This is a genomic window from Pseudomonas sp. 8_5_2, from assembly GCF_059295255.1.
The window spans coordinates 1,424,858-1,439,165 of the sequence record NZ_CM181238.1; the positions used below are offsets into that span (position 1 = coordinate 1,424,858).

Below are 14,308 nucleotides of genomic sequence, written 5' to 3' on the forward strand. Positions count from 1 at the left end.
GTATCCCCTGTGGGAGCGGGTTCACCCGCGAAAGGGCCGGTACAGGCAATGCAAGAAGCTCAGGACCAACTCAGGATCGGCCATTTGTTGGTCTCGGCATGCTCACGCAACACCCCATCCGGGTTCACCGCATACGGGTGATCCACCTTCAGCAGCAACGGAAGGTCATTCCTCGAATCGGAATAGAAACTCGCCCCCTCCAGGTTCTCCTGCTCCTGATCCAGCCACTCCAGCAACCGGGTGATCTTGCCTTCGCGGTAGGTCAGCACCCCATGGGTCTTGCCGGTATACACCCCGTTCACAGCCTCCAGCTCGATCGCCAGGTATTCATCCACCCCCAGCCGCGCCGCAATCGGCCCCACCAGGTGCGTCCCCGAAGCGGAAATGATCAGAATCCGATCCCCACGCTTGCGGTGCTCGGCAATGCAGCGGCAGGCGTCGCCGTAGATGATCGGCTCGATCACGTCCTCGACCCACGGCTCTACCAGATGCTCGACCTCTTCCAGGGTACGCCCGGCAATCGGCTCCAGGCTGAACGCCATGTAGTCTTCCATCTGCAGGTGGCCTTTGCCGTAGGCCTCCATCAGTTCATGGTCGCGACGCACAAACTCCTTGCCGTCGACCCAGCCCAACCGGGCCATCTGCTCGCTCCACAACGACGCGCAGTCGCCATGGATCAGGGTTTCGTCCAGATCGAATATTGCCAGTGCCATTGTGTTGAATCTCCTTAAGCCACTTCCCGCAGCGCCGTGGGGTCGATCGACAAGCTTACCCGCTTCCCGTCCGCGTGCAGGTCGGCCGGCGAACGGTTGAGTACGTCGACCACCAACTCCACCTCGCGCACGTTTACCCGGTAGCGAATCACATTGCCCAACAGGCTGTGGCTACGTACTTCTGCGTCCAGCTCACCATTCACGCCCAAGGTGATCGACTCTGGGCGGATGGCCAGGCGGCTGGTGACCGGGCGCTGCAGCAGGCGGCTGGCGCTTTCGGCGTCGAGCAGGTTGTAGTTGCCGATAAAGCCGGCGGCAAACAGGTCCACCGGCGCGGTGTAGAGGGTTTCGGCATCGCCGCTCTGGACGATGCGCCCCTGGTTCATCAGGAAGATGCGGTCGGACATCGTCAGCGCTTCTTCCTGATCGTGGGTAACGAAGATGGTGGTCAGCCCCAGTTCGCGCTGGATCGCGCGAATCTGCTCGCGCAGGTGCTTGCGAATGCGCGCATCCAGCGCCGACAGCGGCTCGTCCAGCAGCAGCAGGCGCGGGCGGGTGACCAGCGAACGCGCCAAGGCCACACGCTGGCATTGGCCGCCAGACAGCTGGTGCGGGTAGCGCCCGGCAAAGCTGCCCAGCTCCACCAGCGCCAGTACCTCGCGTACCCGGGCCAGGCTTTCATCGGCCTTGACCTTCTGCATGCGCAGGCCAAAGGCGACGTTCTGCTCCACGGTCATGTTGGGGAACAGTGCGTAACTCTGGAACACCATGCCGATGCCACGTTTTTGCGGGCTGACGGGCACGATGTCGTGGCCGTCGAGCAGGATCTGCCCGCTGTCCACCGGGGTCAGCCCGGCGATGCAGCGCAGCAGGGTGGACTTGCCGCAACCGGAAGGGCCCAGCAGGGTGACGAACTCGCCACGCTCTATATGGCAGTCGATGTTTTCGAACACCGGGCTGCCGCCGTAGCTTTTCTGCAGTTTTTGCACGCTGACGAAGCTCATGTCAGGTCTTGTCCTTGTTCAGGCGGTTGGCGACCCAGGTCAGTACCAGCACGAAAGCGAAGTAAGAGATCACCAGCGCGCTGTTGAAGTGGCCGCTGCTGTTGCGCATGTTGTTCAGGTACACCTGCAGGGTTTCGTAGCGCGTGCCGACCAGCAGGTTGGCGAACACGAACTCGCCGAACAAAAACGAGAACGACAGCAGCAGCGCTACCATCAGGCCCTTGCGCAGGTTCGGCAGCACCACCAGCAGTGCCGCCTGCCAGGTGCTGGCGCCGAGCAGCTGGGCGGCGTCCATCAGGTCGCGCAGGTTGATCGCCTGCAGGTTGTTGGTGATGGCCCGGTACATGAACGGCAGGGCGATGGTGAAGTAGCAGCCGATCAGGATCCACGGCGTGCCGACCATCGCCATCGGCCCGCTGCCGTACAGCTGCAGCAGCCCCACCGACGACACCACGGGTGGCACCGCGAAGGGCAGCAGGATAAGGATGTTCATCAGCGCATCGAGCCTGGGGAAGTGGTAATGCACCACGAACAGCAGCGGCAGGATCAGCACCACCGACAGCACCAGTGCGCCGACGCACACCAGCAGCGACTGGCCGAAGGCCGCCAGGAAGCGCGGTTCGCTCCACAGCGCCGCATACCATTTAAGGGTCAGGCCGCTGGGCAGCAGGCTGGCCGACCAGCTGGTGGCCAGCGAGTAGAGCAGGGTGCCAGCCAGGGGCAACAACAGGATCAGGAACAGCAGGTAGACCACGACGCGGTGGTACCAGCCGCCGGAGCGGGCGTCAGCGCGCATGATAGCTCCTTTTCAGCAGCCATTGATGCACCACCGTGACCAGCGTCATCAGCCCCACCAGCACCATCGCCAGTGCGCTGGCCAGGTTGGGGTCGAGGCTGATGTCACCGGCCACAAGGCCAGCGATGCGGATTGGCAGCACGTTGAAGTTGCCGGTGGTGAGTGCGTACACGGTGGCGTAGGCACCGAGGGCATTGGCCAGCAGGATGACGAAGGTGCCGAGCAGTGCCGGGGTCAGCACCGGCAGGCCGATGTGCCGCCAGTACTGCCAGTGGTTGGCGCCCAGCAATGCGGCCGACTCGCGCCAGTCCTCGCGCAAGGCGTCGAATGCGGGGTACAGCAGCAACACGCCAAGAGGGATCTGGAAGTAGGTGTACACCAAAATCAGCCCGCTCTTGGAATAAATGCTGAAGTCTTCCAGCAGGCCGACCTGCTTCAGCAGCAGCGTCAGCGCGCCATTGAACCCGAGCAGGATGATGAAGGCGAACGCCAGCGGCACCCCGGCGAAGTTGCTGGTCATGTTGGCGAAGGCGCTGACGAAGTCGCGCAGCTTCGAATCGACCTGGCGCAGCGAGTAGGCGCCAAGGGTGGCGATGATGATGCCGAACAGGCTCGACCAGAAGCTGATCTCCAGGCTGCGTTGCAAGGCCTGCAGGTAGAACTTCGAGGCAAACACCTTGCTGAAGTTTTCCACGCCCCAGCCCGCCTCGGACTGCACGCTGTTGATCGCCACCCAGGCCAGCGGGGCGATCTGGAAAATGACGAAGAACACGGCGAACGGCAGCAGGCACAGCAGGGCCAGGTAACGGCCACGTCTGCTGCGGTTGGGGGTATTCACTTGAGCAACTCCCGGCAGACCGTTTTGTCGTGTGCCGCACCCAGCACTTCGCAGATGGTCCCGCACAGCTCGGTCTGCAGCGGTTTTGCCGCAGGGTCGAGGCTGAAGGCATCGCCGAACACGAACAGCGGCACTTCGCGCTCCTCGGCCAGCAGGCCGTTGTGCGAGCGATCGTTGTTCATGCCGTGGTCGGCGGTGACCAGGACCTGGTAACCCTCTTCAAGCCAGCGTGGCAGGTAGTCGGCCAGCAGGATGTCGACGCTGCGCGCGGCGTTGCGGTACTGGCTGCTGTCCAGCCCGTGGCGGTGGCCGATGTCGTCGACGCTCATCGGGTGTACCAGCAGGAAGTTGGGTGCGTGGCGGCGACGCAGGTATTCGCCGTCGGCCAGCAGGTGCGAGTCGGGGTAGCGGTCGTCCCAGTAGAACAACCCGTGCTGGATCGGCAGCTTCGGAGCGTGGGTATGGCGGTCGCGCTGCGGGTCGAAGGGCGAGCGGTTGTACAGCTCGCTCATCCAGTGATAGGCCGCTGCAGCGGTGCCCAGGTTGGCCTCGCGGGCGTAGTGAAACACGCTGCGCTGGTTGGACAGGCGGTTGACGTTGTTGTGCACGATGCCGCTGTCGATGGGCGGCACGCCGGTGAGGATGCATTCGTACAGCGGTCGCGACAGCGACGGCAGCTCGCATTCCACACGGTACAGCGCGGCGCGGTCGGCCTCGACATAGGCGTGCAGGTGGCCCATGGCGTGGTGGGCGACCTGGTAGTTGAGGCCGTCTAGCAGGACCAGAATGACGTTGTGTTGCATGTTTGCTCCAGTCATGAACCGCGTTGGATTCATCGCCGGCAAGCCAGCTCTCCCAGGGATCCCACATGGCGAGTGTTGTGGCGATCTTGTGGGAGCTGGCTTGCCGGCGATGAGGCCCGTACAGGTGCCAGGGATGCTGGCGCCTTACTCCATTTCGATGATCACCTGCTCCTGCCACTTCTGCGGCAGCGCCTTGGAGGTCTTTTCCCAAGCGTCGGCGTTCTTGATCGGCTGCGCCGCACCGTACTGCTCGTTGGGCAGCAACTTGGCCTGCACGTCTGCGGGCAGCTTCAGGTGCTCTGCCCGGATCGGCCGCGCGTGACCCTTGGCCAGGTTGATCTGCCCTGCATCACTGAAGATGTATTCGCGGGTCAGCTTGGCCGCATTCGGGTGCTTGGCGTACTTGTTGATGATGGTGGTGTAACCCGAAGTGACCGAGCCATCCGAGGGGATCAACACCTCAAAGCGGTTGGGATCGATCTGGTCACGGTAGCTCAGGCCGTTGAAGTCCCACACCACGCCAACTTCCACCTCGCCCTTTTCCAGGGTCTGGATGGTCGGGTTGGCCAGCGACAGGCGTTTCTGCTGCGCCAGCTTGGTGAACAGCTGCAGGCCCGGTTCTATGGTGTTCTCGTCACCCTTGTAGGCGATGGCCGCAGCCAGCACACCGTTGGCGGCCTGGGCGGCGGTGCCGACGTCACCGATGGCGACCTTGTACTTGCCTTTTTCAAGGTCATGCCAGGTTTTCGGGCGTTCGTCTTCCTTGACCAGGTCTTTGTTGATGATGAACGCGATGGTGCCGGTATAGGCCAGTGCCCAGTGGCCATCCTTGTCCTTGGCCCATTCAGGCACCTGGTCCCAGGTGCTTGGCTTGTACGGCTGGCTGACGCCCTTGGTCACGGCGATGGGGCCGAAGGCGGCACCCACGTCGCCGATGTCGGCGCTGGCGTTGTCCTTCTCGGCATCGAACTTGGCGATTTCCTGGGCCGAGCTCATGTCGGTGTCGCTGTGCTTGAGGCCGTACTTGCTGGCCAGGTCTTCCCAGGTGCCTTTCCAGTTGGCCCAGGCATCGGGCATGCCCACGCTGTTGATGTTGCCTTCCTTGCGGGCGGCGTCTTCCAGTGCCTTGAGGTCGGTGCCGGCGGCCATGGCCGTGGTACACAGGGCGATGGCCGAACCGAGCAGTGACGCCATGAAGAACTTTTTCATCCGTAGCTCCTTGGGTGGGTGCCTTTTGCGATCGTTGTTATGGGTAAAGCCGTTGCCCGCGACCATTGGTCTAGGTCAGCAAACCTTGAGCCAAGGTAGGCCGCTTGCGTGACAATTTGATGTAGGGAAGGGCCGGCAAGCGCCCTGCAGCTACAGCGTAGACCACCTAATCACCCCGGCCCTGCTGGCTTGGCGCGTTTCTGGCAGTGACTGGCCAAAGCCTTTGTCACAGGATGTTCATCAGCCCTGCCTAGGCTGCACTATTCTCCACATGCCCTGTGCTGGGGCTGGACTAGTCCAGATAGGTAACCTTTCGATGCAGTCGACGCCCCCGCGTGCGGTAACAGCTATCTGCCATGCCCTACAGGAGCAGATCGAGCACGGCTTGCTGGCGCCGGGCGGCAAGCTTCCGGCCGAGCGCCGGCTGAGCGAGGTGTTCGATACCACGCGCATTACCCTGCGCGAGGCGTTGGCGCAGCTGGAAGCCCAGGGGTTGATCTACCGTGAAGAACGCCGTGGCTGGTTCGTTGCGCCGGAGCGGCTGACCTACGACCTGATCGAGCGTAGCCATTTCCATGCCATGGTGCGCGACCAGGGCCGGCTGGCCAGTACCGAGCTGCTGTCGGCGCGGCTGCAGCCGGCATCGGCGGCCATCTGTGCGCGCTTGCAGCTGCCCGCGTTGTCCAGCGTGGTGCGGATTTGCCGGCTACGGCGGATTGACGGCCGCGCGGTGCTGTACGCCGAGCATTACCTCAACCCGCGGTATTTTCCCGAGATTCTGCAGTACGACCTGGCGCAGTCGCTGACCGAGATTTATGGGCGGGTGTATGGCATCCGCTATGGGCAGGTGTGCTTCGAAATCCTGCCGACGGCGCTGCCGGTGGAGGCAGCGGCCGCATTGAAGGTGTCGGTGGGCAGCCCCGGGCTGCACATTACCCGGGTCAACAGTGACCAGCATGGGCACCTGATCGACTGCGACCTGGAGTATTGGCGGCATGATGCCATCCGCATCCGCGCCCAGGCGGGTTGATAGTAGATTCCGGGGCTGCTTTGCAGCCCATCGCCGGCAAGCCAGCTCCCACCTCGACCGCATTGGCTTCCAGCCTTGCGCAGTACCTGTGGGAGCTGGCTTGCCGGCGATAGGGCCTAGCTGGAAGAACCGGTTTCCGCCATCCCCCCACCACCCGCTGTCACCACCTGCACCGACAACCGCGGCGTCGCCAGATCCAGCCCGGCCTCATCGAGCTGCCGCTTCAGCGCCAGGTTGAACGCCCGTGACACCTCCCACTGCTTGATTGGTGCCGTCTTGAACCGCGCCCGCAAGATCGCCGACCCCGACTCGAAGCTTTCGACCCCCTGCAGCTCCAGCGGCGACCAGATATTGCGGCGCATCAGCGGGTCATTGCGCAGCTTCTGGCCGACCTCGCGCACCAGCGTGATCGCCTGGTCGATGTTCATGTTGTGCGGGATCGCGACCCGGAAGATCGCGTAGCCGAACTCCCGCGAGTAGTTCTTGATGCTCTTGATCTCGCTGAACGGGATGGTGTGCACGATGCCATCGATGTCACGCAGGCGCACGGTACGAATGGTCAGCCCCTCCACCGTGCCCAGGTGCCCGCCAACGTCCACGTAGTCGTCGATGGCCAGCGAGTCTTCGATGATGATGAACAGCCCGGTGATCAGGTCGGCCACCAGCGACTGCGCGCCAAAGCCGATGGCCAGGCCGATCACACCGGCACCAGCCAGCAGCGGGGTGACGTTCATGCCCATGTTGGCCAGGGCCACGATCACCGCGATGATGAAAATGACCACGAACATCACGTTGCGGATCAACGGCATCATGGTTTGCGCACGGGCGTTGGCCAGGCCCCGGCGCGAGCGCACCAGGGCATGGTGCACGGCGGTATCGGCGAGGATCCACACCAGCCAGGCGACGATCAACGTGCCGGCCAGACCCAGCAGGCGCAGGCTGATGTCATGGCCATCGCCCTCGGCAAAGCTGATCATCGACAGGCCCCATACACGCAGGCCAAGCTCGATGAACACCAGCCAGATGAACAGGTGCACCAGCAGGTAGCCGAAGTTGCGCAGGCGCTCGGCGTACACCGCCTGGCGCTTGCTGGCCCGCTTGGGGTTGGCCGCATGACGGCGCACCAGGCCGTTGAGCACCATGCACACCACTACCAGCACCGTGCACATCAGCGATTGGCGCAGGGCGGTGCTGGTATCGCCGGCGGATACGAAGGTGGCGAACAGCGAGATGGCCACCAGGATCAGCGCCGGGATGAACCAGAAGCTGCCGAGGATCTCGATGGTATCGCTGAGGGTACGCCGGGTCAGGCGTCGCGACAGCGGCTGGTTGCGGATCAGGTGGGCGATCGGGCGACGGAAACGCAGGATGAACAGCCCGGTGCACAGCGCCGCGATCACGTTGGCCAGGGTCGCCAGGGCGTGCGCCAGGTGCGTGCCCAACGCGACCAGCATGCGGGGGTCGCTCATCGCCTCGCCAAAGGCGGCAAAGCTGCCGATCAGCCACAGCGGGCGGAACGCCTGGTGGCGCAGGATGTGCAGGGCGCGATGGCGGTGCGGGCCGTCGAGCAGCGAGAAGGCGATCACGCAGATGGCCGAGAAGCACGTACCCACCACCAGCGCGTAGGCCAGCACCATGGCCAGCGATTTGCCCAGCGACGGCGGCAGCACGAAGCTCAGGTACACGGTGAACACCAGCGCCACCAGCCACGGCCCGAGCTTGCGCAGGGCAAAGCGCACCAGGTCCCAGGTGCGCGGGTGCTGCGGCAGTTCTTCACTCAGGCCGAAGCGCAGGCGCACCCGGTGGCCAACCCAGTTGAAGGCATAGGCCAGCACGCTCCACACGGCAATGACCGCGGCAAAACCGAACAGGATGGCCGGCCACTGGTGCACCGGTACTATCAGTTCGGTCAATTCGGCCTGGGCCTGTTCTATTTCTGCCGACCAGCGGTGGAACGGGCTGGCATCACCGCTGAACTGCTTTTCGAAATCATGCAGGGCGCCACCGATCAGGCCGAGCACGCCCTGTTCGACATTCGGTTGCGATTGCTTGGTGGCGTCGCGCAGCTTTTTCAGGTCGGCTAGCAGCTTGGCCCGTTGCTGGTCGTTTTCCAGGTTCTTGATCACCTCGTCCAGCGACTTGCCCAGTGGCTCGCTGGCTTCGGGCTGGGCGGGCGCGCTGCCGCCCAGCAGGCCGGGCAGGCCCGCTGCCTGTACCGGAGTGATGAATAGAAACAGCAGCAGGAACAGGTAACGCAGGAGGGCAGGCACGGGCAAAACTACCTCAGGTCAAACGATTGACCGAGTGTAGAGGTTTATGTCGGTAGTTTCTCGAGGATCTTCCAGCAAGTAAGGCCGAAGATGCCCAAGGTGCCGATCCACATCATCAGCACGCCGATGTTGCGTTCGCGCAGGCTGAAGCCGATGGTGAGCAGCATCAGGAACAGGAACACCGGCACGAACAGCGACAGAAACGGGGACATGGAAAGCAATCCTTTTGCAGTGGGGCCATGTAACAAGCATAGCGGCTGGCAAGCGAAGCGGCATTGACCTTGAACAGGCCCGGCCCTATCGCCGGCAAGCCAGCTCCCACAGGTTCCCCATGATGCCTGGGCCTGGGGTTATCCTGTGGGAGCTGGCTTGCCGGCGATAGGGCCGGGCCTGCCCAAATAAATCTCAGGGCAGTTCGCGGCTACGGTAGAAGGCTGTAAGTACTTTCACCAGGTGCGCCAGGTCATGGCTGCCGCACAATTCACGAATCGAATGCATGGCAAAGGTCGGCAAACCGATATCCACCGTGCGCACACCCAGGTGGCTGGCAGTGATCGGCCCGATGGTAGAGCCACAACCCATGTCGCTGCGCACTACAAAGCTCTGCACCGGTACTTCCTCGGCCATGCACAGGTGGCGGAAGAACCCGGCCGTTTCGCTGTTGGTGGCGTAGCGCTGGTTGTTGTTGACCTTGATCACCGGCCCGGCGTTGAGCTTGGGCCCGTGGTTGCTGTCGTGCTTGTCGGCGTAGTTGGGGTGTACGCCATGGGCGTTGTCGGCCGACACCATCAGCGAGCGCTGGATGGTGCGCACGTAAGTATCGCCCTCGGGCAAAAGGCGCTGCAGGGTCTGCTCCAGCATCGGCCCGTCGGCGCCGCAGGCCGAGCAGCTGCCGACTTCTTCGTGGTCGTTGCACACCAGCACGCAGGTCTCGTCACTGTCGGCGGCGAGCAGGGCCTGCAGGCCGGCGTAGCACGACAGCAGGTTGTCCAGCCGCGCGCCGGCGATGAAGTCGCCGTTCAGGCCGATCAGTGCAGCGTCCTGGGTATCGTAGAAGCTCAGTTCGTAGTCCAGCACCACGTCGGCGATCAGTTCGTGCTCGCGGGCCAGTTGTTCGGTGAGCAGGGCGCGGAAGTCGATACGCTCGTCACCTGCCACTTGGGCCAGGATCGGCGGCAACTCGTTCTGCGGGTTGATCATCCAGCCTTCGTTGGCGGTGCGGTTCAGGTGGATGGCCAGGTTGGGGATGGTTGCAATCGGCAGCTTGAAGTCGATCAGCTGGCTTTCGACCTTGCCGTCACGGCGGTAGGTGACGCGGCCCGCCAGCGACAGGTCGCGGTCGAACCAGGGGGCCAGCAGCGCGCCGCCATACACTTCCACGCCCAGTTGCAGGAAGCCCTGGCGCTGCAGTTCAGGCTGTGGCTTGACCCGCAGGCACGGGCTGTCGGTGTGGGCGCCGACCATGCGGATGCCGTTCAGCAGCGGGGCCTGTCTGCCCAGCTTGATGGCGATGATCGAAGAGTCGTTGCGGGTGACGTAATAGCGACCGCCAGGCACCGTGGCCCAACTGTCGCGCTCGTCCAGGCGCTGGTAGCCGGCAGCTTCCAGGCGCTGGGCCAGGCTGGCGGTGGCGTGGAAGGGCGTAGGGGAGGCCTTGAGGAAATCGATAAGGCCAGAATTCAGTACTTCGCGCATAGCTCACTCCAGACAGCAGTGGCGCGAGTTTAACGCAGAATGTCGACAATTTGTGTCTGCATTGCACCCTGCAGGAGCAGCCTTGCCCTGCGAAGAGGCTGCTCCTACCGAGTAGGGTTTGTGGTTAGAACGGCGCCGGGCACTCGAACTTCAACCGCTGCCCGGAAACCGGATGGGTGAAGCTGAGCATCGACGCATGCAGACACAGCCGCTCATGCGCTGCCAGTGCCTCGGGGTTGGCGTACAAGCGATCGCCGAGCAGCGGGTGCCCGATCGACAGCATGTGCACGCGCAACTGGTGCGAACGCCCGGTGATTGGCGTCAGCTCGACCCGGCAGTGGTCAGCGCAACGCTCGACGATGCGCCAGAAGGTCAGCGCATGCTTGCCCTGCTCGTGGTCCACCACATGCCGTGGCTTGGTGGGCGGGTCGTAACGCAGCGGCAGGTCGATGCTGCCGCTCTCCAGCGCCGGCTGGCCCCAGCACAGCGCGGTGTAGGCCTTTTCGGTTTCTCGGTCATGGAACTGGCGCGACAGCTCGCGGTGGCTGTCGGCATCGCGGGCCAGCAGGATGATGCCGGAAGTCTCCCAGTCCAGGCGGTGCACGATCAGCGCGTCGGGGTAGCCGTTTTCCTGTAGGCGGGTGATCAGGCAGTCCTTGTTGTCGTCGGCACGGCCGGGCACCGACAGCAGCAGGGTCGGTTTGTTGATCACCAGGATGGCGGCGTCTTCGTGCAGGATCTGGATGTTGGACAGCGGCATTGCGGCATCTCTGTGATAGCGGGGAAAACCATTGGGGCCGCGTTGCGGCCCATCGCCGGCAAGCCAGCTCCCACAGGTACAGTGCGGACCCTGTGGGAGCTGGCTTGCCGGCGATGGGCTGCAACGCAGCCCCAATGAACCAGGCAGGTCGCTGAATCAGCGATCCGGCAGCGTGATGTTCAGCTCAAGGATCGAGCAGCTGCCCTGGTTTTCCAGCTCGATATGCACGTCATCGTTGCCGATGTTCACATACTTGCGGATCACTTCCAGCAGTTCTTTCTGCAGTGCAGGCAGGTAGTCCGGCTCGCTGCGTTGGCCGCGCTCGTGCGCCACGATGATCTGTAGACGCTCTTTCGCCACCGACGCGCTGGTCTGTTTTTGTCTGCCACGAAAGAAGTCAAAAAGGTTCATGGTTTACTTGCCTCCAAACAGGCGCGCGAAGAATCCTTGCTTCGGCACTTCGATGAACCGCAGGGGCTTTTCTTTGCCCAGCAGACGGTCGACGGTATCGCTATAGGCCTGGCCGGCATCGCTCTGGTCGTCGAGGATGACCGGGATGCCCTGGTTGGAAGCCTTGAGCACAGCCTGGGACTCAGGGATCACACCCTTGAGCTTGATCGCCAGGATCTCTTCGACGTCGGCGATGCTCAGCATTTCGCCCTTTTCCACGCGCTCGGGGTGGTAGCGGGTGATCAGCAGGTGCTCCTTGATCGGCTCTTCGCCTTTTTCGGAGCGGCGCGACTTGCTCGACAGGATACCCAGCATGCGATCGGAGTCACGTACCGAAGACACTTCGGGGTTGGTCACGACAATGGCTTCGTCGGCGAAGTACATCGCCAGGTGCGCGCCTTTCTCGATACCGGCTGGCGAGTCGCAGATGACGTAGTCGAAGGTTTCCTTCAGCTCCATCAGCACTTTTTCGACGCCTTCCTGGGTGAGTGCGTCCTTGTCACGCGTCTGGCTGGCGGCCAGCACGAACAGGTTTTCCAGGCGTTTGTCCTTGATCAGGGCCTGCTGCAGGTTGGCTTCGCCGTTGACCACGTTGACGAAGTCGTACACAACGCGGCGTTCGCAGCCCATGATCAGGTCGAGGTTACGCAGGCCCACGTCGAAGTCGACGATGACGGTCTTGTGGCCGCGCAGTGCGAGGCCGGTACCAATGGCGGCGCTGGTGGTGGTCTTGCCCACACCCCCTTTGCCGGAAGTAACCACGAGAATCTTGGCCAAGGTGTTTCACCCCTAAAATAGTCGGGACAGTCGTCCCTGCAAAAAACTGAAATATCTTGAATAGCTTGAAATAACGGCAACGGTAAAAAAGTTGCTCTAAAAATGCAGGCAAGTATCCGTTAAAGACGGGTGATGTTCAACACGTCGCCAGACAGGCTGACTTGCACGCCAGTTCCCCACAGCGGGTCGCGCCGCAAGTCTTCGCAGACCTTGTACTGGCCGGCGATGGAGACCATTTCGGCGGTCATCTGCTGGCAGAAAATCCGTGCCTTGGTATTGCCTTTGATGCCGGCCAGGGCCCGGCCGCGCATGGCGCCGTACACATGGATGTTGCCATCGGCCAGAAGTTCCGCACCCGGGCTGACCGATGCGGTCACGATCAGATCGCCACCTTGGGCGTAGATCTGCTGGCCGCCGCGCACCGGCGAGGTGATGATCCGGGTCGGGCGCACTTCGGGTTCGGCGACGGGTGGTGGTGGTGGTGGTGCCGGGGCCGGCTCGGGCTGCTTCACCACCTCGGGCTCGGGGTCCAGCGGCCGCTCGCGGGCACCGGACGGTGGCAGCACCGGCAGGTCGATGGCGATGGCGGCGGCGATGTCCTCGATGCGGTTGGCGCGGATGGCCAGGGTGCGCAGGCCATGGTGGCGGCAGATCCGCATCAAGCCGGGCAGGTCGACTGCCCCTTCGCCTGCCGGCAGCTTGTCCAGCGCCAATACCAGCGGCGTGTTGCTGAAGAAGTTCGGTGCCTGGGCGACCTTGGCCGCCAATTGGCGGTCGAGGGCTTCAAGGTCATTGCGCGCCAGTTCCAGCACAGTAATGGCGAGCATGCTGCCCTTGAGCTGGAACACGGAGGCGGTGTCGGGTGTGTGGTTTGGGCTCATGGTCTGCATAGACGGCTTGTTGCGAAAAAAGTGCCCTGACTTATAACGAGAACACCGGTTGCCCGCAACATGCGCTGATCCGTTGTAGAATGCGCGGCCTTTGTCTTTCCGGATGCTTCAATGGAACGCCCGCGTTTTCGTCCCTATTTCCTTCACCCCAAGTTCTGGGGCCTGTGGCTGGGCCTGGGCGTGCTGTGGCTGGTGGTCCAGCTGCCGTACCGGGCCCTGTTGAAAATCGGTGCCGCGCTGGGCGCGGTCATGTACCGCTTTGCCGGTGAGCGCCGGCACATTGCCGCGCGCAACCTGGAGCTGTGCTTCCCGGAGCTGTCGGTCGACGAACGGCAGCGTTTGCTCAAGGCCAATTTCGCCTCCACCGGCATCGCCTTCTTCGAAATGGCCATGAGTTGGTGGTGGCCCAAGGCCAGGCTGGCGCGCCTGGCCCATATCGAGGGGCTGGAGCATCTGCAGGCGGCCCAGCAGGCGGGGCAAGGCGCGATCCTGATGGCGGTGCACTTCACTACCCTGGAAATCGGCGCGGCGCTGCTGGGCCAGCGGCACACCATTGACGGCATGTACCGCGAGCACGGTAACGCGCTGTTCGACTTTATCCAGCGCAGCGGCCGCGAGCGACACAACCTTGACTCGCTGGCGGTGGAACGCGAGGACGTGCGTGGCATGCTAAAGCTGCTGCGTTCGGGCCGGGCCATCTGGTACGCACCCGACCAGGACTACGGCGCCAAGCAGAGCCTGTTCGTACCGTTGTTCGGCATCCCTGCGGCAACGGTTACCGCCACCACAAAGTTCGCCCGGCTGGGCAAGGCGCAGGTGATTCCGTTCACTCAAAGGCGCCTGGAGGACGGCAGCGGCTATCGTCTGGTGATCCACCCGCCGCTGGCAGACTTCCCCGGCGAAAGCGAAGAGGCTGACTGCCTGCGCATCAACCAGTGGGTCGAGGGTGTGTTGCGCGAATGCCCCGAGCAATACCTGTGGGCGCACCGCCGGTTCAAGTCGCGGCCCGAGGGCGCACCGCGGCTGTACGACAAGAAAAAGTCTTGAACCTTGTGTAGGCAGGTCTGGCCTCT

Annotated in this window: 15 protein-coding genes; 2 read left to right on the forward strand and 13 right to left on the reverse strand. The window is 63.2% G+C overall.

Going from position 1 to position 14,308, the window contains the following annotated elements:
- Positions 1-59: 59 nt before the first annotated feature.
- From AC5O5R_RS06545 to AC5O5R_RS06570, 6 genes are all read right to left on the reverse strand, one after another.
- Positions 60-713: an HAD family hydrolase gene (locus tag AC5O5R_RS06545; protein ID WP_172224891.1), complete on the reverse strand. Its 654-nt coding sequence runs from the start codon at positions 711-713 to the stop codon at positions 60-62.
- A gap of 14 nt (positions 714-727) precedes the next feature.
- Positions 728-1,717, reverse strand: a complete 990-nt coding sequence (locus AC5O5R_RS06550) for an ABC transporter ATP-binding protein (protein ID WP_172286182.1) — start codon at positions 1,715-1,717, stop codon at positions 728-730.
- 1 nt (position 1,718) lies between these two features.
- Positions 1,719-2,516, reverse strand: coding sequence for an ABC transporter permease (locus AC5O5R_RS06555; protein ID WP_372242427.1), 798 nt, complete (start codon positions 2,514-2,516; stop codon positions 1,719-1,721).
- Complete coding sequence (locus AC5O5R_RS06560; RefSeq protein ID WP_494515098.1) at positions 2,503-3,351, reverse strand: ABC transporter permease; 849 nt, start codon at positions 3,349-3,351, stop codon at positions 2,503-2,505. The genes AC5O5R_RS06555 and AC5O5R_RS06560 overlap by 14 nt, the downstream gene beginning before the upstream one ends.
- On the reverse strand, positions 3,348-4,154 hold the full coding sequence (locus AC5O5R_RS06565; protein WP_172224880.1) for an alkaline phosphatase family protein: 807 nt from the start codon (positions 4,152-4,154) through the stop codon (positions 3,348-3,350). Before AC5O5R_RS06565 ends, AC5O5R_RS06560 begins: the two co-directional genes overlap by 4 nt.
- 144 nt (positions 4,155-4,298) lie before the next feature.
- A complete protein-coding gene (locus tag AC5O5R_RS06570; RefSeq protein WP_172224878.1) occupies positions 4,299-5,363 on the reverse strand; it encodes an ABC transporter substrate-binding protein in 1,065 nt (354 codons plus the stop codon).
- Positions 5,364-5,679: 316 nt separating this feature from the next.
- Here AC5O5R_RS06570 and AC5O5R_RS06575 point away from each other — a divergent pair, with 316 nt between their 5' ends.
- Entirely contained in the window at positions 5,680-6,393 is a 714-nt protein-coding gene (locus AC5O5R_RS06575) for a UTRA domain-containing protein (protein WP_172224875.1), read from the forward strand.
- Between the two features lie 116 nt (positions 6,394-6,509).
- On the opposite strand, the gene AC5O5R_RS06580 is transcribed toward AC5O5R_RS06575, so the two are convergent.
- The 7 genes from AC5O5R_RS06580 to minC form a co-directional block, all read right to left on the reverse strand.
- Positions 6,510-8,663, reverse strand: coding sequence for a mechanosensitive ion channel family protein (locus AC5O5R_RS06580; RefSeq protein ID WP_172224873.1), 2,154 nt, complete (start codon positions 8,661-8,663; stop codon positions 6,510-6,512).
- A gap of 44 nt (positions 8,664-8,707) precedes the next feature.
- A complete protein-coding gene (locus AC5O5R_RS06585) occupies positions 8,708-8,875 on the reverse strand; it encodes a hypothetical protein (RefSeq protein WP_011532728.1) in 168 nt (55 codons plus the stop codon).
- Positions 8,876-9,068: 193 nt separating this feature from the next.
- Positions 9,069-10,358, reverse strand: a complete 1,290-nt coding sequence (locus AC5O5R_RS06590; RefSeq protein ID WP_172224870.1) for a M18 family aminopeptidase — start codon at positions 10,356-10,358, stop codon at positions 9,069-9,071.
- 124 nt (positions 10,359-10,482) lie between these two features.
- Entirely contained in the window at positions 10,483-11,118 is a 636-nt protein-coding gene (locus tag AC5O5R_RS06595; protein ID WP_172224869.1) for an RluA family pseudouridine synthase, read from the reverse strand.
- A gap of 156 nt (positions 11,119-11,274) precedes the next feature.
- Positions 11,275-11,529 (reverse strand): cell division topological specificity factor MinE, encoded by a 255-nt coding sequence (gene minE / locus AC5O5R_RS06600; RefSeq protein ID WP_003252572.1) that lies wholly within the window; start codon positions 11,527-11,529, stop codon positions 11,275-11,277.
- A gap of 3 nt (positions 11,530-11,532) precedes the next feature.
- Positions 11,533-12,345: a septum site-determining protein MinD gene (gene minD, locus AC5O5R_RS06605; RefSeq protein WP_016485323.1), complete on the reverse strand. Its 813-nt coding sequence runs from the start codon at positions 12,343-12,345 to the stop codon at positions 11,533-11,535.
- 119 nt (positions 12,346-12,464) lie between these two features.
- Complete coding sequence (gene minC, locus AC5O5R_RS06610) at positions 12,465-13,235, reverse strand: septum site-determining protein MinC (RefSeq protein ID WP_172224867.1); 771 nt, start codon at positions 13,233-13,235, stop codon at positions 12,465-12,467.
- A gap of 111 nt (positions 13,236-13,346) precedes the next feature.
- Between minC and AC5O5R_RS06615 the strand changes: the two genes are divergently transcribed.
- Positions 13,347-14,282, forward strand: coding sequence for a lipid A biosynthesis lauroyl acyltransferase (locus AC5O5R_RS06615; protein WP_172224865.1), 936 nt, complete (start codon positions 13,347-13,349; stop codon positions 14,280-14,282).
- The last annotated feature ends 26 nt before the right edge of the window (positions 14,283-14,308 follow it).